General features: G+C 27.9%; 21 protein-coding genes and 1 pseudogene. 11 read left to right on the forward strand and 11 right to left on the reverse strand.

Annotated features, from left to right (window positions below; genetic code table 11):
- The first annotated feature begins 8 nt into the window (after nt 1-8).
- From CCANL266_RS03940 to CCANL266_RS03965, 6 genes are read left to right on the forward strand one after another with little or no spacing between them, the layout of a single operon-like run.
- On the forward strand, nt 9-617 hold the full coding sequence (locus tag CCANL266_RS03940; protein WP_172231667.1) for a hypothetical protein: 609 nt from the start codon (nt 9-11) through the stop codon (nt 615-617).
- A gap of 3 nt (nt 618-620) precedes the next feature.
- Nucleotides 621-1,655 carry a radical SAM family heme chaperone HemW gene (gene hemW / locus CCANL266_RS03945; protein WP_172231670.1) on the forward strand — a complete coding sequence of 345 codons (1,035 nt, stop codon included), beginning with the start codon at nt 621-623 and terminating at the stop codon, nt 1,653-1,655.
- Between the two features lie 49 nt (nt 1,656-1,704).
- Nucleotides 1,705-2,151: a Sec-independent protein translocase protein TatB gene (gene tatB, locus CCANL266_RS09740; RefSeq protein ID WP_425321183.1), complete on the forward strand. Its 447-nt coding sequence runs from the start codon at nt 1,705-1,707 to the stop codon at nt 2,149-2,151.
- On the forward strand, nt 2,144-2,890 hold the full coding sequence (tatC, locus tag CCANL266_RS03955; RefSeq protein WP_172231673.1) for a twin-arginine translocase subunit TatC: 747 nt from the start codon (nt 2,144-2,146) through the stop codon (nt 2,888-2,890). The genes tatB and tatC overlap by 8 nt, the downstream gene beginning before the upstream one ends.
- Nucleotides 2,883-3,902 carry a tRNA preQ1(34) S-adenosylmethionine ribosyltransferase-isomerase QueA gene (queA, locus tag CCANL266_RS03960; RefSeq protein WP_172234379.1) on the forward strand — a complete coding sequence of 340 codons (1,020 nt, stop codon included), beginning with the start codon at nt 2,883-2,885 and terminating at the stop codon, nt 3,900-3,902. Before tatC ends, queA begins: the two co-directional genes overlap by 8 nt.
- Before the next feature lie 9 nt (nt 3,903-3,911).
- A complete protein-coding gene (locus CCANL266_RS03965; protein ID WP_172231676.1) occupies nt 3,912-5,072 on the forward strand; it encodes a hypothetical protein in 1,161 nt (386 codons plus the stop codon).
- Here CCANL266_RS03965 and CCANL266_RS03970 read toward each other — a convergent pair.
- From CCANL266_RS03970 to rpe, 11 genes and pseudogenes are all read right to left on the reverse strand, one after another.
- A complete protein-coding gene (locus CCANL266_RS03970; RefSeq protein WP_172231679.1) occupies nt 5,066-5,782 on the reverse strand; it encodes an IclR family transcriptional regulator in 717 nt (238 codons plus the stop codon). The two genes, CCANL266_RS03965 and CCANL266_RS03970, sit on opposite strands and share 7 nt — an antisense overlap.
- 12 nt (nt 5,783-5,794) lie before the next feature.
- The gene (locus CCANL266_RS03975; protein ID WP_172231682.1) at nt 5,795-6,112 is read right to left on the reverse strand and encodes an L-rhamnose mutarotase; all 318 of its coding nucleotides are present in this window, start codon (nt 6,110-6,112) and stop codon (nt 5,795-5,797) included.
- Complete coding sequence (locus tag CCANL266_RS03980; RefSeq protein WP_172231685.1) at nt 6,109-6,837, reverse strand: amidohydrolase family protein; 729 nt, start codon at nt 6,835-6,837, stop codon at nt 6,109-6,111. Before CCANL266_RS03980 ends, CCANL266_RS03975 begins: the two co-directional genes overlap by 4 nt.
- Entirely contained in the window at nt 6,834-8,078 is a 1,245-nt protein-coding gene (fucP, locus tag CCANL266_RS03985) for an L-fucose:H+ symporter permease (RefSeq protein WP_172231688.1), read from the reverse strand. The genes CCANL266_RS03980 and fucP overlap by 4 nt, the downstream gene beginning before the upstream one ends.
- A 10-nt stretch (nt 8,079-8,088) precedes the next feature.
- The gene (locus CCANL266_RS03990; protein WP_172231691.1) at nt 8,089-8,877 is read right to left on the reverse strand and encodes an SDR family oxidoreductase; all 789 of its coding nucleotides are present in this window, start codon (nt 8,875-8,877) and stop codon (nt 8,089-8,091) included.
- Nucleotides 8,878-8,887: 10 nt separating this feature from the next.
- Entirely contained in the window at nt 8,888-10,111 is a 1,224-nt protein-coding gene (locus CCANL266_RS03995; protein ID WP_172234381.1) for an MFS transporter, read from the reverse strand.
- Nucleotides 10,112-10,167: 56 nt separating this feature from the next.
- Entirely contained in the window at nt 10,168-11,331 is a 1,164-nt protein-coding gene (locus tag CCANL266_RS04000; RefSeq protein ID WP_224315962.1) for a UxaA family hydrolase, read from the reverse strand.
- Nucleotides 11,332-11,427: 96 nt separating this feature from the next.
- Nucleotides 11,428-11,685 (reverse strand): annotated as a pseudogene (locus tag CCANL266_RS09550) (UxaA family hydrolase); the annotation flags it as partial.
- A complete protein-coding gene (locus CCANL266_RS04005) occupies nt 11,682-12,578 on the reverse strand; it encodes a dihydrodipicolinate synthase family protein (RefSeq protein WP_172231697.1) in 897 nt (298 codons plus the stop codon). The pseudogene CCANL266_RS09550 and the gene CCANL266_RS04005, both read right to left, overlap by 4 nt.
- Before the next feature lie 158 nt (nt 12,579-12,736).
- Nucleotides 12,737-13,510 carry a 3'-5' exonuclease gene (locus CCANL266_RS04010; protein ID WP_172231700.1) on the reverse strand — a complete coding sequence of 258 codons (774 nt, stop codon included), beginning with the start codon at nt 13,508-13,510 and terminating at the stop codon, nt 12,737-12,739.
- Complete coding sequence (gene rpe / locus CCANL266_RS04015; protein ID WP_172231703.1) at nt 13,510-14,157, reverse strand: ribulose-phosphate 3-epimerase; 648 nt, start codon at nt 14,155-14,157, stop codon at nt 13,510-13,512. Before rpe ends, CCANL266_RS04010 begins: the two co-directional genes overlap by 1 nt.
- Before the next feature lie 119 nt (nt 14,158-14,276).
- Between rpe and rpmB the strand changes: the two genes are divergently transcribed.
- From rpmB to CCANL266_RS04040, 5 genes are all read left to right on the forward strand, one after another.
- Nucleotides 14,277-14,471 (forward strand): 50S ribosomal protein L28, encoded by a 195-nt coding sequence (gene rpmB / locus CCANL266_RS04020; RefSeq protein WP_172231706.1) that lies wholly within the window; start codon nt 14,277-14,279, stop codon nt 14,469-14,471.
- Between the two features lie 19 nt (nt 14,472-14,490).
- Entirely contained in the window at nt 14,491-15,621 is a 1,131-nt protein-coding gene (locus tag CCANL266_RS04025; protein WP_172231709.1) for a potassium channel family protein, read from the forward strand.
- Nucleotides 15,622-15,682: 61 nt separating this feature from the next.
- The gene (locus CCANL266_RS04030; RefSeq protein WP_172231712.1) at nt 15,683-15,898 is read left to right on the forward strand and encodes an HP1242/YdcH family protein; all 216 of its coding nucleotides are present in this window, start codon (nt 15,683-15,685) and stop codon (nt 15,896-15,898) included.
- A 16-nt stretch (nt 15,899-15,914) separates the two neighbouring features.
- A complete protein-coding gene (locus tag CCANL266_RS09655; protein ID WP_172231715.1) occupies nt 15,915-17,003 on the forward strand; it encodes a methyl-accepting chemotaxis protein in 1,089 nt (362 codons plus the stop codon).
- 363 nt (nt 17,004-17,366) lie between these two features.
- Entirely contained in the window at nt 17,367-18,428 is a 1,062-nt protein-coding gene (locus CCANL266_RS04040) for a hypothetical protein (RefSeq protein WP_172231718.1), read from the forward strand.
- The last annotated feature ends 84 nt before the right edge of the window (nt 18,429-18,512 follow it).

Here is an 18,512-nt window from a genome sequence, read left to right on the forward strand (position 1 = left end):
GAGTAAAAATGCAAATTCAAGCTAGTAATGTAACAATGAGTTTTAATGCTCAAGGAAAGATTGACAGTAAAGAAAAAGCTCAAGAATTTATAAAAGATAGCTTTAAAAAAGCAGGTATTGAAGTAAATGAAAAAGACTTAAATAATATAACTGGTAAAGATATTTCAAATATGTTTTTTGCTCAAAGTTTACAAATAAGTGTAACACAAATTAGCATTCAAGGTAGTCTTGGCGAGTTATCAGCTCACAAGGGTGATATTAGTGAATTTTTAAATAATTTTAAAAATTTAACTACTTCTAATCTTGGTTTTAATCCATCAAAACTTGATGCAAATAAGGCTAAAGAGCTTATTAGTGAAGATGGCTACTGGGGTGCAAAACAAACTGCACAAAGAATTTCTGATTTTGTTTTAAATGCTGCAGGAGATGACCCTAAAAAACTACAAGAAGGCAGAAGAGGTATTTTAAATGGCTTTAATGAGGCTAAGGGCTTGTTGGGTAAAAATTTCCAAGGTGGTTTAAGTGATTTAGCAAATAATACAATAGAACAAGCTATAAAAGCTATAGATGAAAAACTGCAAAAACTTGGCGAAAATTTATTAAATGTAAATGCTTAATTTATGAGAATTTACATTCACATTCCTTTTTGCGAGAGCAAATGTGCTTATTGTGCATTTGCTTCTTTTACAAATTTAAAAAAAATTGATGATTATTTTGATGCGCTTAAAAAAGATTTATTAAGGTTTTTACCTTTAAAAAAAAGTATAAAAAGTATTTATTTTGGTGGTGGAACGCCTAGTGTTGTTTTAGCACAAAAATATGAAGATATTTTTGCTTGTTTAAAAGAATATTTTCATAAAAATATAGAAATTAGCATAGAAGCAAATCCAAATTCTTTTAGTCTTGAATGGATTAAAAGTATGAAAAAATTAGGAGTTAATAGACTTTCTTTTGGAGCGCAAAGTTTTGATGAAAAAAAATTAAAATTTTTAAATAGAATTCATAGCAAAGATGAAGTTTTAAAAGCCATAAATATTGCTAAAAATGAAATAGAAAATTATAGCATTGATATAATTTATGGAACTTATTTAGATGATAAAACAATGCTTGATTATGAATTAGAAAATATTGATAAATTAAAATTAAATCACCTAAGTGCTTATACTTTGATATTAGAAGAAAATACAAGTTTTTATAATAAAGATGAATATTTACAAAAAGATGATGAACTTAATGTTTATTTTTATAATAGCTTGCACAAAATTGGTTTAAAAGCTTATGAAGTAAGTAATTTTGCAAGAAGTAAAAAATATATTTGCAAGCATAATTTAGCCTATTGGCAAAAAAAAGATTATATAGGAATAGGGCTTTCTAGTGTTGGGTCTAAGGCTAATAAAAGGTATTATGCTAGTAGTAATTTTAGTGAATATGTAAAAAATCCTTGTAAAAGGCAAATAGAACTTTTAAGTAAAGAAGATATTAGATTAGAAAAGATTTTTTTATCTTTACGCTCTTGCGTTGGACTTAATGTTAAAGAAATTTCACAAAAGAAAATAAAAGAATTATTAGAAGAAAATAAAATTACTTTAAAATCAAATAAAATATACAATAACAACTTTTTAATAAGTGATGAAATTGCCTTATATTTAGAGTAATTTTTATCTTTTATTTTAAAAAATATTTAAACTAATGATTTAAAATGATTTGATAAATTCAAAAGAAATTTGTTATAAAGAAGTTAATATGAGTTTTATGGAAATTATTATTATTGCTATTGTTGCAGTGCTTGTTTTAGGACCTGATAAATTGCCAAGCACAATGTTAGAACTTGCTAAGTTAATTAAGGCGGTAAAAAAACAAATTAATGATGCAAAAACAAGTATAGAAAATGAAATAAATATAAGTGAATTAAAAGACGAGGCAAGAAGATACAAAGAAGAAATAACAAAGGCAAATGATAGCATTAGAAAAAAATTAAGTTTTGAAGAATTTGATGAAATAAAAAATTCTATAAATGATTTTGAGAAAGAAGCAAGAGCAAGTGTAGAAAATACTCTTGATACTATTGCAAATGATGATAATTTAAGCAAAAGAGAGCAATTTAAGCAAAAAGTAATAGAAGAAGAAAATAAAAAGGAAAGCAATGTTTGAAGATTTAAAACCACATTTAATAGAGCTTAGAAAAAGGCTATTTATAAGTGTTTTAGCAATTATTGTTTGCTTTTTTGTATGTTTTTCTTTTTGGAAGATTATTTTAGAATTTATTTGTATTCCTTTAAATAATGTTTTACCTCAGGGTTCAAAAATTATATTTACAAAAATACAAGAACCTTTTTTTACAGCAATGAAGGTTGCACTTTTTGCAGGTTTTTTACTTGCTTTACCTATTGTTTTTTGGCAGTTTTGGCGTTTTGTTGAGCCTGGACTTTATGAAAATGAAAAAAAGCTTGTAATACCCTTTGTTTTAAGTGCTACTTGTATGTTTTTATTAGGTGCTGCTTTTTGTTATTATTTTGTTACACCTATTGCTTTTGGGTTTTTAGTAAATTTTAGTGAAGGTGCCTTTGAGGCTTTGCCTAGCATTGCTGAATATGTAAGCTTTTTTACCAAGCTTGTATTAGCCTTTGGCGTTGGATATGAATTACCTGTTGTTATATTTTTTCTTGCAAAGCTTGGCTTGGTTGATGATAAAATGCTAATGAATAACTTAAGGGTGGCTATTTTAATAATATTTATTTTTGCAGCTATTATGACCCCGCCTGATGTTTTTTCTCAATTTTTAATGGCAATTCCTTTGATTGGACTATATTTAGCTTCTATTTTAATTGCTAAAAAGGTAAATCCTGCAGCCAAAGATGAAGAAGATAGCGAAAGTGATGACGATGAATAAAGAAGATGAGTTATTAAATTCTTATGATTATTTTTTACCACCAGAATTAATAGCGCAATATCCAAGCAAGATTGCAAGTGATGCAAGATTGCTAGTTTATGATAGAAAGAAAAATGCAGTTATTCACGATTATTTTTATAATCTTGCAAAATTTTTACCGCAATGTGCAATTATTTTTAATGATACAAAGGTGTTTAAAGCTAGAATTTTTGGTAATAAAAAAAGTGGGGCAAAAATTGAACTTTTTATAAACAAGATTTTAGCTAATGATGAATTTTTAGTGCAAATTAGAGGTAAAGTAAGGCTTGATGATGAGCTTTGTTTTGATGAAGATATTAAAGCAAAGGTAAAACAAATTTATGATGATGGTAAAAAAATTGTTTGTTTTTTTAAAAATGATAGAAAGTTAAATACAAAAGAGCTTTTAGAATTCTTAGAAAAAATAGGGCATATTCCTTTACCGCCTTATATGAAAAGAGCTGATACTAAAGAAGATGAAAACACATATCAAAGCATTTTTGCTAAAAATATAGGAGCGGTTGCTGCGCCTACTGCTTCATTACACTTTGATAAAAGATTGCTTGATAGTTTAAATGAATACAAAAAAGCTTTTATTACCTTGCATGTTGGAGCAGGTACCTTTGCTGGAGTTGAGTGTGATAATATAAAAGAGCATAAAATGCATAGTGAGTATTATTCTTTGAGCAAAGAAGCAATTAGTATTATTAACTCAAATACTCCTATTTTAGGTGTTGGTACAACTGTTACAAGAACAATTGAATTTTATGCTAGAAATAAAAAAGAATATGGAGAATGTGATTTATTTTTAAATCCTTTTAATAAACCTATTAGGCAAGAATATTTGCTTACTAATTTTCATTTACCAAAATCAACTTTAATTATGCTTGTGGCTGCTTTTATTGGCAGGGAGCAAACCTTAAAACTTTATGATATTGCTATTAAAGAAAAATATAAATTTTATTCTTATGGCGATGGAATGCTTATTATTTAGGAGAAGAACTTGAAGAAGATATTATTAATTATTTTTTTGATTAATTATGTTTTTGCAAATGAAGATGCAGAATTAGAAAAAAGTCAATTAATCTTTGCTATTTTGCTTTGTTTTATTTTCTTGCTTAGTGCTTATTTGCTTACCTTAAAACGCAAATTTAAGTATAGAAAGAATAACGTAAAAGAAGATACAATTACTTTAAAAAATTATGAATATATCAATAAAACTAATTTAACCTTTGATATGCAAGAAGTCTTTTTGTATTTTTTTAAAACAATAAATAATATAGTTAGTGCAAATAATAATATTGTTGTATTTAGTCAAAAAATGTTTGATGTTGATAAGAATAATAAAATTATTAATACTCATAGAAGTTTTTTTGGCGATTATTCAGTGCTTATTAATGCTTTGTTATATTCAATTACCATTTTAAATACTTTTTTTAAAAATGAAGTTTTTGTCGTTAAATTAAGGGTTGCTCCGTCTGAATATGAAGAATATATGTTATTTTTTGATATATATTTAGCAAGGCATGATGACGAAGAAAGTAATGTTTTATTTAATTCATTAAACGAGTATTATAAAAGTTCAAAAATAAACCCAGCTTTAAATCAAGAAATTTTTGAAAAGATGGAATTATTAAAAATTGAATCAAGTAAAAAAGACTATTATATAGGTATTAAAAATTCAAGCAACAGTATGAAAAATATGCTTTCAATTAATATGTCTTTTCAAGCAAAAGAACAAGATTATTTATTTCATTTAAACACAGATGAAAGTTTAGATGCCTTGCTTGTTTGCCCAAATAGTGAGATTTCTAAAATTATTGAAGATAATTTATTAGAATTTAATATAAAAAGCATTGTAAATAAATCATATACAAATTTATTAGAGATTTTAGAAGATGGCGTAAAATGCCCTTTTAGAGCGGTATTTATTAATGCTGATATATTTAATCATTTTAAAGATGAAGAAATAGAAAAATTAATAAAAGCACAAAAAAATAATATTTTTAAAATATTTGTTATTTTAAACAATGCGAATATCCCAACTAATGTTTATAAGGTTATAAATGAAGTTGAGTTTTTAGCCTTGCCATATACTATTGATAATATAAGAGCGGTTGTTAATTCTATTTATGAAATAGCAAGTGTTTATAAAAATCAGTAATTATTGATTGAATTTTCAATAATTGCTTTATATTTGTTAAGGCAAGATAATATTTGCTCTTGTATTTTTTCATTATAATGAAATTTTAAAATAGTTACACTTAGGGCTGCTATTATTTTATTTGCCTTGCATATTGCTACTGCAATACAGGCAAAATCTTCATCAAATTCGCCGATTTCATAAGTAAAATTAAGCTTTTTTAATTCTTTCATATTTTTAATAAAATCGTCAATATTTGAAATTGTCTTTTCAGTATTTTTAACAAAGTCTGTATTTAAGATATTTTTAATTTCACTTTCACTGCTATTAAGCAATAAAGCCTTGCCTAAGGCGGTTGCGTATAAATTTGCACTATCTCCTATGGTTGTTTTTAAAATAATTTTTGAATTACCATTGCACTTATGTAAATAATAAACCTTATTGTTTTTTAAAATTCCAAGCTGAACGCTTTGTTTTAATTCTTGAGCTATTTTATTCATATTGCTTTTTATGATTTCAAAATCGCTATTTATTGATAAATTAATATTTAAAATATAATTTTTATTGTCTAATTTTAAATATTCTAATTTTAATAAAGTTTGCAAAATAGGGTGCAAGGTGCCAACACTTATTTTGCTTAATAAAGAAATATTTGTAATATTTAAACCGTCTTTATGCTCTTGTAAAAGCTCTAGAATTTTTATAACTCTTAAGGTAGGTTTATGTAGCACCTTGTACTCCTTTTAATCTAAATGATAAAGTTCTTGCATATCAATCCATTTGCATCCTGCGTATCCTAGCGAAATTTGGCAAGGGTCGGTTAATGCCCACCATTTACGAGTATTCTCATCTGCTGCCATTTTTGCCATATCAGCTTCATAATCTGTTCCAATATATTCAAAATATGCAAATAAATATTCTCCAAAATTATAAATTGAATAATTGCGAATATTGCATTCTTTAATCATCTCATTTACACCTTTTAAAGGATTTGCGTGCAGTCTTTTGTATTCTTCTAGTTTTTCAGGAATTACCTTTATTATTTGTCCGTATCTTTTCATAATTTCTCCTTATAAATTCTTTTTGCATTTAAATAAAAAATCTTTTCTTTTAAGGCATCGTTTTTAAAATAATTACTAATTTGCTTTATCCATTGACTTGGTTTTAACTCGCTTACTGGGTAATTTGAGCCAAAGCAAATTCTATCTTCTCCAAAAATATTAAAAGCCATTTCAAGCAATTTTGAATAATCTTGCCCTAAGATAAAATCATCTTGAGCTGATAATTTCATATAAACTTGCTCGTTTTTTGCAATTTGTTTTAGGCTATCAATCTCATTAAAATTTTTAATATTTGCAAAATGATTAAAAATTATTCCACTTTTAAATTCTTTTGCTATTTTGCAAAAATTATTTAATTCTTTTTCATTTATGCAAACTTCAAAAAGCAGCTTATTTTCATTTACCAACTTTATAGTTTTTTTAAAATCGCTGCTTAAGCAATAGCCACTATTTTTTGTGTGTAAAACTTCTCTAAAACTATTACCGCCAACAGTTGCAAGGCATAAAGCAAGTAATTTTTTATGTTTAAAATTAAGCATTTTAAGACTTTCAAGCTCTATATTATCTGCATTTATTTCAACATAAATTCCACCCAAAAAATCATAATCTTGAAATTCTTTTAAATAATCATCAAAGCTAAAGTTTTTTTGTAATCTTGCAGGTGAATTTAAAATCCACCTAGCATCATTTTTATCCCAAATATGAAAATGCGTATCTATAATCATTTTTTTGTCCATAAAAAGCTATAAAGTGCAACATATAAAAAGCAAGGAACTAAGGCTAAAAATCCTGCTCCCGTGCCATAAGTATCGTTTATAGCACCCATAATTGTAGGCATTATCGCACCCCCGCAAATACTCATTACTAAAATTGAACCACCAAGTTTTACTTGATTTAAAGCTAAATCTTTTGTAGCAAGAGCAAAAATAGTTGGAAAGCTAATGCTCATAAAGAAAAATACTAAAATTAAAGCATAAACGCTAATCATACCATCAGCAAAATATAAATATACACATAAGCAAACATTTATTAAAGAATAAAGACCTAAAATATTTTCAGCCTTTATTATTTTCATAATTGGAGTTGTAAGAATTCTTCCTATCATAAATGCAACAAGTGCAGCCGAGAAAAAATATGCGGATTCTTTATCGCTTAAAGCAGTGTCGCCTAAATTTGCTGTGTGTTCTACTGCATAATTTATAAAAAACGCTCCTGCTCCAACTTGAGCTGCAACATATAAAAATTGAGCTAAAACTCCTAAATTAAAATGTTTATGTTTAAACACATCGCTTGATTTTGAGTTATCATAAAATTCATTTTCGCCGTTAACTTCATTGCCTTCTGGAATTTTATTAAAAACAAAGGCAAGTAAAATTAAAAATACTACTAAAGCAATACCTACATAAACCATTTGCACATTAAACATATTATCAAGCAAGGCTTGTTCTTTTTCAGCCGCACTTGCATTTTCTCCGCTGTGTGTAATTGATAAAAACAAGCTACCGCCAATAATAGGTCCAACAAATTGCCCAAAACCATTGAAGCTTTGAGCGGCATTTATTCTAAATGAAGAATTTTTTTCATCTCCAAGTTTTGTCATATAAGGGTTTGCATTAGTTTCAAGCGTTCCAAGTCCACAAGCAAGAACAAAAAATGCAAATAAAAACATAGAAAAACTAGCCATATTAGTTGCAGGAATTATAAGCAAACAACCAATTGCATAAAGTGCAAGTCCTGTAATAATACCTATTTTGTAAGAAAATCTTGAAGCGATAAAACCAGCTGGAAGTGCCATTACAAAATAAGCACCAAAATACGCCATTTGCAAATAACCACTGTTTTGTTGAGTAATTCCTAGATGGTTTTGAAAATTTTTATTCATTACATCAACAAGCCCATAACTAACACCCCACAAGAAAAATAAAGATGTTACTAAGCCTATTGCAATTTTTACATTTTTATTCATTTTTTCTCCTTTAGTTTTCCCAATTTAAAGCTCTATCAAGATGGATATACCCACCATCAGGGGTTAAAATTTGTCCTGTTGTATGTGATGCTCTTGGGCTTATTGTAAATACAGCAGTATCTGCGATTTCTTCGCAAGTTGTAAAGCGATGCCCTAGCGGAATAAATTGTGCAATTTTTTTATATTGTTCTTGCGGATTTTCAAAATTCTTAATCCATTTTTCATAAAGTGGAGTCCAAACCTCAGCAGGGCAAATGCAATTTACACGGACATTATCAGGTGCAAAAGCGCAAGCTAATTCTCTTGTCATTGCTATTTGAGCGCCTTTTGCACTTGCGTATGCTGTAGTTCTTCCTTGCCCTGTGATACCTGTTTTGCTTGAAATATTTAAAATACTTCCTTGCTCTTTTTTAATGTAAGGAAGGCAGCATTTTGTCATTTCATAATAATGAAATAAATTATTTTCATAGCTTTTTATAAGTTCTTGTGTGCTTGTATTTTCAATATGAAGATTATCATTCATTCCTGCATTATTAACAAGGGCGTAAATTGAATTATATTTATTTGCAATTTGTTCTACAACCGTGCTAATTTCTTGCCATTTTGATAAATCTAATTGATAAAAACCATAATTTGGACAAAGTGCTTTTAATTTGTTTTCAAATTCGCTATCAAGTTTAGAGCGAGACACTATAACAGGAATTGCTCCTTCATTAGCCAAACACATACTAATTGCAGCACCAATTCCTTTACCACCACCTGTAACAACTACAACTTTTCCTTTTAATCCTAAATCCATAATTTTCTCCTTATTTAATATTTTTATAAGATATTTTTAAGTGTATTAACATAAGCACTCCTAAGAATGCAACTAAACATAAGAGTATTAAGCCTGAATAAGTATTGTTAAAATATTCTTCTGCTAAAGTTTTAATATTAGGTGCCACAAAGCCACCAAGATTTCCTAAAGCTCCAATTAATGCAATACCAGCAGCTGCAGCACTTCCTTTTAAGACTTGAGTTGGTAAATTCCAAAAAATAGGCTGTATGGCGATAAATCCAATAGCTGCCATTGAAATTAATATTATAAAAAGCACTAAAGAATTTAGTAATACTGATAAAAACATACAAATAACAGCAAGGCTTAATAAAGCTATGCTAAAGCTAGTCCAAGCCCTTAATTTATCAGCATAATTTGTAATAATAGGCAAAGCAATCAATACAGCAAGCCAAGGAATAGCACTTATAAAACCAACCTTAATTCCAACATTGGTTCCTAAAAAATAAGCAATTTGTGTTGGTAAATAAAATAAAACTCCATAAACGCTAAGCTGTATTGTAAAATACACTAATACAAATTTCCATACAAGTGCTGATGATAAAGCTTTGCTAACGCTTTTTTCTTCTTTTTTATTTTCTTCTTTGGCTAATTCTTCAAGCAGCATTTGCTTTTCCTCTTTATTTAAGTATTTAGCATCTTCAATCTTGCTAGCAAGTTTAAAAAAAGCATAAATTCCTACAATTACAGTAGCAGCACCCTGAATAATAAAAACCCATTGCCAATTTTTAAAATAAAAAGTAGGGGCATAATCTAAAATTGCTCCTGTAATAACCCCACCTAACATAAGTGCTAAAGGTGCTCCTAGTTGATAAAAACCATAAGCTTTAGCTCTAAATTTTGTTGGAAAAAAATAACTAAGATACAAAATTACACCAGGGCTAAATCCTGCCTCGCTAAGCCCTAATAAAAATCTTAAAATATAAAAGCTTGTCTCATCTTTTATAAAAATCATAGCCATACAAACAAGACCCCAAGTTATCATAATCCTACTAAGCCAAATTTTTGCTCCAAGCTTATGTAAAAGTAAATTAGATGGAAGTTCAAAAATAGCATAACCTATAAAAAACACCCCAGCCCCTAAAGCATAAGCACTCTTGCTAATACCAGCATCAATTTCAATATAGTCTTTTACATAAGATATATTTGCTCTATCAAGCATTGCTAGGCAAAACATTAAAAGTATTAAAGGCATAATATTTTTATAATTTTTATTTATAATTTTTTGCACAAATCCTCCTTGTTATGCCTTTAGCAAGTTGTTGCAAGTCGCCACACGCTAAAATCATTTTGTTTATTAATTTCTGCTTTTGTTAATTTGCCTTCGCTTATTTGTTTAATTAACTCTATTAGCTCATCTTTAATGTCTTCTTTTGATTTATTGCCATCTATAATTTCACCTGCGTTTAAATCAATTACGTCTGCCATATTTTTTGCACAAAAATTATTTGTACTTAGTTTAATTGTTGGAGTAATAGGGCTTCCTGTTGGAGTTCCACGACCTGTTGTAAATACAACTATATTTGCTCCACCTGCTACCATCGCACTAAGCTGCTCTATATCATTTCCTGGAGTATCCATAAATGTAAGACCTTTTTTTGTAACTGGCATTGCATAATCAATTACATCTACAACCTTGCTAGTTCCTGCTTTATAAACACAACCAAGGCTTTTTTCTTCAATACTTGTTAAGCCACCTGCAATATTTCCTGGACTTGGATTTGCACCACGAATATCAGAACCACTATTTTTAACATTTTCTTCAAAGCCGTATATTTTTTCATAGATTTTTTGCTTAACTTCATCATTAATCGCACGCCTAGCTAGTATATTTTCAGCTCCTATTAGCTCAGTTGTTTCAGCTAAGATTACTGCTCCATTATTTGCTACTACATAATCACTTAGACAACCTAGTGATGGATTTGCACTAAGTCCGCTATAAGCATCACTTCCGCCACATTCAGTTCCTAAAACAATATCGCTAAAATCCCCATCGCTTAATTTGCAATTGCTAGCATTTTCTAGCATTTGTTTAACTATTTTTATGCCTTCATTAGTTGTGTTTGTAATGCCGCCTAGCTCTTGAATATTAATCGCTCTTACATCTTTATAAGGTGTTAGACTAAGACTTAATTCTTTTACTGAATTTGAGCTAATACTCTCACAGCCAAGACCAACAATAAGTGCTGCATAAACATTAGGATTTGAACAATTTCCAGCAATAAGCATCCTTGTTTGTTCTGCATCAAAATCAAGTTGGCTACATCCGTGCTGGTGAGTTACATATACAGCCTCTGGACACGCACGAGCTATATTTTCTACAACCTTATTAGCACATACAACGCTTGGAATTATTAAGACTTTATTTCTTAAGCCAAACTTACCATCTTCTCTTCTATAGCCTTTTAAGATTATCTTTTCTTGCTTTACATATTCATCTTTTTGCTCTTTATTTTTTGCATTTTCATAGCTTAATTTTAGAGCATCTTTAAGCATTGAGTTATTGCAATTATCTCCTCTGCCACGAACTCCTTGTGTATTGTGAGTATGCACCCATTCGCCTTCTTTAATATCACTAGCAGCTGCTCCTATTACTTCACCATATTTAATTACAAATTCGTCTTTTTTAATATCTTTTAAAGCAAATTTATGTCCGCTTTTAATATCGTTTTGTAAGACTACGCCGTTAAATTCTTCTTTGCATTTTAAATCACTAATGGCGGTTGCTACATTGTCAATTTTATTTACGATTAAAAATTTATTTTTCATAATACGCCTTCAATTTTTTTTACCAATTCTTTTGCATAGTCAAATTTATTAGATAGGGCTTGTTGTGTTTCTTCGCTTAATGGATGAATGCTTGTGTTTGCAAAAGCAAAGCCACGAACTTTAAGCAAAAGTGCAAAACCCATAGGAAAAGATAAACTCATTCCAAATCTAATTGCAGGAAGTAGGGCTTTTTGAATACTTATTGCTCTTTCATAATTTTTTTCATTATATGCTTTATAAATCGCACTCATTGCATCAGGAAAAACACATCCTGCACTTGTCATTGAGCCTTTTGCACCCATCATTAATGCTCCAAAATAATGCTCTTCACGACCAACAAATACATCAAAATCGCTCGGCACAACATCTAAAATATGATTTAGTAACAATGCATCTCCACTACTATCTTTCATACCTACAATATTTGGTAATTTGCTTAATTTTTCAATTAGATTTAAACTCATTGCAGGCGCAAAAAGTGGAATATTGTAAATATAAATTGGAAGTTTTACCTTAGCTTGCAAGTCTTTTACATAAGCATAAAGGGTATCATCGTTAAACTTATAATAATACGGCATCATAAGTAAAAGCGCATCAGCACCTTTAGAATAAGCTTCATTTGCAAGGTCTAGACTTTCTTGGTAGATACAACTTCCTATTCCGCAAATAACAGGCACTTTTTTATTAGCTGCTTTAATGCTAAGCTCTAGCATTTTTATTTTCATCTCATAAGGCATTGCTTGAGAATCTCCTGCACTTCCGTTGCAAAATAAGCCATTAAGCCCATTTGCAATACCCCATTCACATAGCCTTAAAAATTCAGCCTCATTTATACTTTTATCATCTTTATACGGAGTGTATAAAGCTGGTAAAGTTCCTTTAAGTATTTGCATTTTTTCTCCTTTTTTTTGTATTTACAAAAAAATATAAATATTTATTTGTATTAACAAAAATATAAGATAAAAAATGTAAATATATGCAGAAAAAAATAATTTTTTTAATAAACTATTACTTTTTGTAACAATTTATTAAAAAAAGATAAAAAATAATATTAATATAATCTATTTGAAGAGATTGAAAAGTCAAGTAATTCTTGAGTAGTTTTTGTTTTAAAAGCAAGTTTATTAATACAAAAAATAAGCACCATTGCACAAGCTAAAGCATCGCTTAATGCACGATGATGAATTGAGCTTATGTTTAGCATTTCTTTTAGACTATTTAAGCCATATTTTTCTAATTTTATACATCTTCTTGATAGCATAATAGTGCATAATTTTTGATTTAGCAAAGGAGCGTTTAAGTATTTTATGCTTTCTTTTGCTAAAAATGAATAATCAAAATTAACATTGTGTGCTACAAAAACACTATTTTCAATAAATTTTCTAAATTTATACAAAGCTTCTTCAATTTGTGGGGCGTTTTCAAGCATTTTTGTGTTGATGCCTGTAAGTTCAGTTATTTCACTTGGTACATTGTCGTTATAAATTAGAGTGCTAAATTCGTCAATAATTTTATTATTTTTTATTTTTACTGCAGCTATTTCTATAATTTCTCCACTTTTGCAAGAACCTGTAGTTTCAATATCAACCGCACAAAAAACCTGCTGTTTTAGGCTTTTTGTTCTTGAATTTAAAAATAAATCATTGTTTTTGTTAATTTCACAATCAAGCCCTAGTTCATTTATCATAAAAATATCAAAAGGTAGATGAAAAATATGCTCTAATTCATTATTAAACGAATTAAAATTATGTGTTTTTTTAGTGTATTTATCTAGTAGGCGATTATATTTTTCTAGTTTTAGTTTTACTTCTTCATAATTATTCATTAAAAATTCATCTTTAAAGAATTAATTGCTGTTTTATAATCATTTGAACTAAAAATATAATTTCCTGCTACTAAAATATCAGCTCCTGCTTGTTCTAAATTAGCAGCATTTAAGCCATTTATTCCACCATCTACTTCAATAAAAATCTTATAGTTATTTTCATCAATTTTTTTTCTAAGTTCAGTAATTTTTTTTAGACTAGAATTTATAAAAGACTGCCCGCCAAAACCAGGATTTACAGACATAATCAAAACCATATCAATTTCGCTTAAAATATATTCAATATTGCTTAAATCTTGATGCGGGTTTAAAACTATTGATGGGCTAACTCCGTGTTTTTTTATATATTCAATTAATCTTAGTGGATGTTTGCAAGAATCAATATGAAAACTAAGAAACTTTGGCTTAAATTCTAAGAATAAATCAATCATTTTATCAACTTCATTTACCATTAAATGAATATCAAGCGGAATTTTTGCACACTGCTTTATTGCTTTTATTGTACAAGTTCCTATGCTTAAATTTGGCACATAATGCCCATCCATAACATCAATATGTAATAAATCAGCTCCTGCTTCTTCAACTTTTTTAATATCATTTGCTAAATCTAAAAAATTAGCAGATAATAAACTAGGTGCAACATACATAAATAAATTCCTTAATAAGAAAATAAAAGAAATTTTTATAATATCTTTAAAAGTTAAAAAAAAAATTAAGTTTTTTATAGTATGATATAAATTTTTTATTAAATTACAAAGGAAAAAAGATGTCAAAATTTTGTCAAATAAGCGGAAAAGGCCCTATGGTGGGAAATAATGTAAGCCACGCTAACAACAAGACTAAAAGAAGATTTTTACCAAATTTAAGAACAATTAGAGTTGATTTAGGCGATGGAACTACAAGAAAAATTCGTGTTGCAGCTTCTACTTTAAGAACATTAAGAAAGAAAAGAGCAAACTAATAATTTTAAAGTTTAACAAATGAGCTTTTTAAAAAAGCTAAGAATTTTTTTTACAAATACTGATAATAAGCCTAAAGTTGATTTAAGTGTTGAGTTATATACGCAGTTAAAGCCATTTAGGTTTCCACTCATAGCAGTTGTGGTTATGATGCTTGTGGGTGCTTTAGGCTATATGGTAACTAGTGATTTTTCTTTAATTGATGGTATTTATCAAGCTGGTATGACCTTTACTACTTTAGGTTATACAGAAGTAGCGCATATTAGCACCGCAGGAAGATTTTTTACTATTGCTTATGTATTGATGGCGTATGTTACCTTTATGTTTTGTGCTGGTTTGGTTATTGAAATACTAAAAAAAGGTGAATTAGTTAGAATTTTAAAGGAAAGAAAAATGCTTTACAGGATTGCAAGATTAAAAAATCATTTTGTAATTTGCTACCACAATGAATTTACAAAAGAGTTAGCAAAACAATTTAAAGAAAGCTACACACCTTTTGTGATTGTTGATAATAAAGAAGATTTTCTTGAGGTTGCAGAACAAGAAAAATACCCTTATTTTATAAAATGCGCTCCGCATACTGAACTTGCATTTTTAAAAACTTGTCTTGCAAGTGCAAAAGGAGTTATTACTTTAAGTCAAAATTCAGCGGATAATATTGCAATTATTGCTAGTGTTCGTTTATATGAAAAAGAAATAAAAAGAATTAGCCCTTATTCAATAATAACAATCGCAGATACCAATGATAGCGCCGAAAGACTAAAAAAATTAGGTGCAAATACGGTTATTTTAGCTACTAAAATTGCTGCACAAAGGCTAAGTGCAGTTAGCTTAAGACCAGATATGGAAAATTTATTAGAGCAATATTTATATAAAAAAGATAAAAGTATTGATATTGAAGAAATAAAAGTGCCTGATGAAAGCTGGATAAGATTTAGAAGATTAAAAGATGTTCAATTAAGAAATTTAGCAAATGTAAGCATTGTTGGAATTAAAGATATTAATAATAATTTTTTACCTATGCCAAAAGGAGACGCAGTTATTTCTACAGGTGCAAAACTACTAGTAATAGGCACACCTGAAAGCATTACAGAAGTAAAAAAAATAGTAAAAAATAAGCAAGAGCCAGAATATTTTGAAAATAAAAATTAATTATTTATAATAATTAGTTAAAATTCATTACAATTTTAATTATTTTAAAAAAGGAGTTTATATGTTAAGAGAACATAGAGAGTTAATAAGTAAGCTAAAAGGCAATGATGCACATTTTGATAAATTGTTCGAAGCGCATAATGAATTAGACCATAAAATTAAAGATGCTGAAGAAGGTAGAATTCACCTTGATGATTTAGAAGTTTCAAAAATGAAAAAAGAAAAACTTAGATTAAAAGATGAATTAAATGAATATTTAACAAGTAAAAGTAAATAAATAAAAGGAGATACTAATGTTTGGCAAGAAAGAAAATACCTTTCATATTCAACAACTAGAAGAAGAAAATAATACTTTAAAGAATGAAAATGCTGAATTAAAACACAGGATTGAAATGTTAGAAAGAGAATTAAAAGAAAGCAATTCTTGCTCTACAACTAGTAATAAATTATCATTATTTGAAATTATGACAAATGGTGCTAGAGATAGTGTTGGTTTTGTTCAAAAAGATATGGAAGGCAATTTAAAATATGCTGAAAATATTGAAGAATTAGCGCATAATTGCATTGATATTATTTCTGAATTGAAAAAAGTTAGTTCTGGAATTATTAATTCATTAAATAATATTACTGAATCTTCATCAAAGTCAAGGGATACAGCGCATAATTTACATAGAAGCGTTGATGAGATTACAAATGTTATTAATTTAATCAAGGATGTGTCTGACCAAACAAACTTATTGGCTTTAAATGCAGCTATTGAAGCAGCTCGTGCAGGAGAGCATGGTCGTGGCTTTGCGGTTGTTGCTGATGAAGTTAGAAAATTAGCAGAAAAAACTCAAAAAGCAACTGCTGAAGTTGAAATGAATATAAATTTATTAAAACAAAATGCTAATGAGATGTTTACTCAAAGCGAACAAGTTGAGCAAATTTCGCAAGATTCAAACGCACATGTAAATGAATTTACTTATAAATTTGATGAACTTAGTGAAATTTCTAATAAAGTTGCAATTAGTGGAACAGCAATTAAAAGCGAAGTATTTACCTCTTTAGTGAAACTTGACCATATTTTATTTAAAATCAATGGTTATAACAAAGTTATGAATGATAATTTAGAAAAAATGAGCGACCATTTAAGTTGTCGTTTAGGTAAATGGTATAATACAGATGGTAGAGAGTTGTTTGGTAGAAATGCTCTATATTCTAAAATTGAGACCCCGCACAAGCAAGTGCATGAGTATATCAATAACGCTCTTGAAAAGTGTGCTAATAATGGAATTAATACAAATCATCGCGAGATTATGGAGCTATTTAAAGAAGCTGAAAAATCAAGTATGGAACTATTCAATATTTTTAGAAATCTTTTAGCTGAACATAATAAGTAATTTATAAGCTGTTGAGTAATTCTCAACAGCTTTTATTAATTAATCTTTGAAAATATTTTAATTCATTCTTAAAATAGAACTTGCTAATATTTTTTTATCGCTATCATTTTTTTAATATAAATCGCAGTTAGAAAATGCTAATTTTATAAATTATTAAAAGAGATATTAACTTATTATTAAAAATATCATAAAAAGTAACAAATTATAAAAAATAATAAAGATTTTTAATATTTTTATTTAAATTAATGCTATAATAAGAAAAATAAACAAAGGAATAAAATGGAATTTTTTCTACTACATGTCGCTGTACTTGTTACACTTTTTATTGCTTTAATTAAACCAAAAGGTTTTAAAAAAAAGCTAATGTGGTTTATCATTTGGTTCTTTGTTTGTTTTGGTGATATATTTATAGGATATGTTGCTTTTTATTATAATGCTTATAAATATGCTAGAAACACATACTTTGAGCCTTTTAAAGGAGATTCATTATACTTAGGTGAGCATAAGGTTTGGTTGTCAGGTGAAAAAGTAAGCAAAATAAGTGAATATTATATTGGAGGATGGCCAAACTCTATATTGCCAGATTTTTATACGAGATTACTTTTAGATAATAAAATAAAATATATTGAATATAAAGAAGTAAGTGAGCATCCTATAAACAATGGAAAATATTTTAGATTATATTCAAGCAATGAAGATGATAAAAACTGTGTAGCATCAAAAGAGTTAAAAACTAGACTGTTTTTTTCGATAAGTTATGTTAAAAACGATGGAACTAAAGGTTTTATTGAATATGATGAATTTTTAGAACTGTACAATAAATATTATAAAAAATATTTAGAAAATTATAATAAATATTATGCTTATTGGGATTATTTTTTAGATAACAATATCTTTCATGAAAAAATTCCTACTGAAATAAAAGAATTAATAACATATTTAATACAAAAACATAATATGCCATTAGATAGAGTACGATATTTAATTAAAACAATGAAAATAGATTATATAAGGATGATAACAAAATTTGAAGAATTCTACAAAAATAAATGCATAGCAAGAGTTCAAATAGATAAAAATGAAGTATCAAGATATGAATATGTAGAATGCACTAATTCTGATTATGAATATATATGCGATTATCCTGATATAAAGGATAAAGCTTGGGCTAAATTTAAATACTTTGCTTACATAAAAGATAGGAATAATAATAAAAAAATAGCTCAGAGTATATTTACTTATAAAACCGGCAAACCTTTTCTTTTATATAGCACAATAGCTGAAGTTACTGCCCCACCTGAAGTTCTTTATGGTTCTACAAAATTATGCAATAAAAACATAAATGTTGGTGTTTATTCAGATAGCGAATGTCGCAATATATTTATAGAAAATTTTATTAATGATAAGGAGCTAAGAAATGAGTGATTTTTCTAAATTAAAAGCATATAGTGAGATAAAGTTATAAATATATTTAAGTCTTTATTTTAGATTTTATATAATTTATAAAAA

Source organism: Campylobacter canadensis (assembly GCF_013177655.1).
In the GTDB taxonomy this organism is placed as follows: domain Bacteria; phylum Campylobacterota; class Campylobacteria; order Campylobacterales; family Campylobacteraceae; genus Campylobacter_E; species Campylobacter_E canadensis.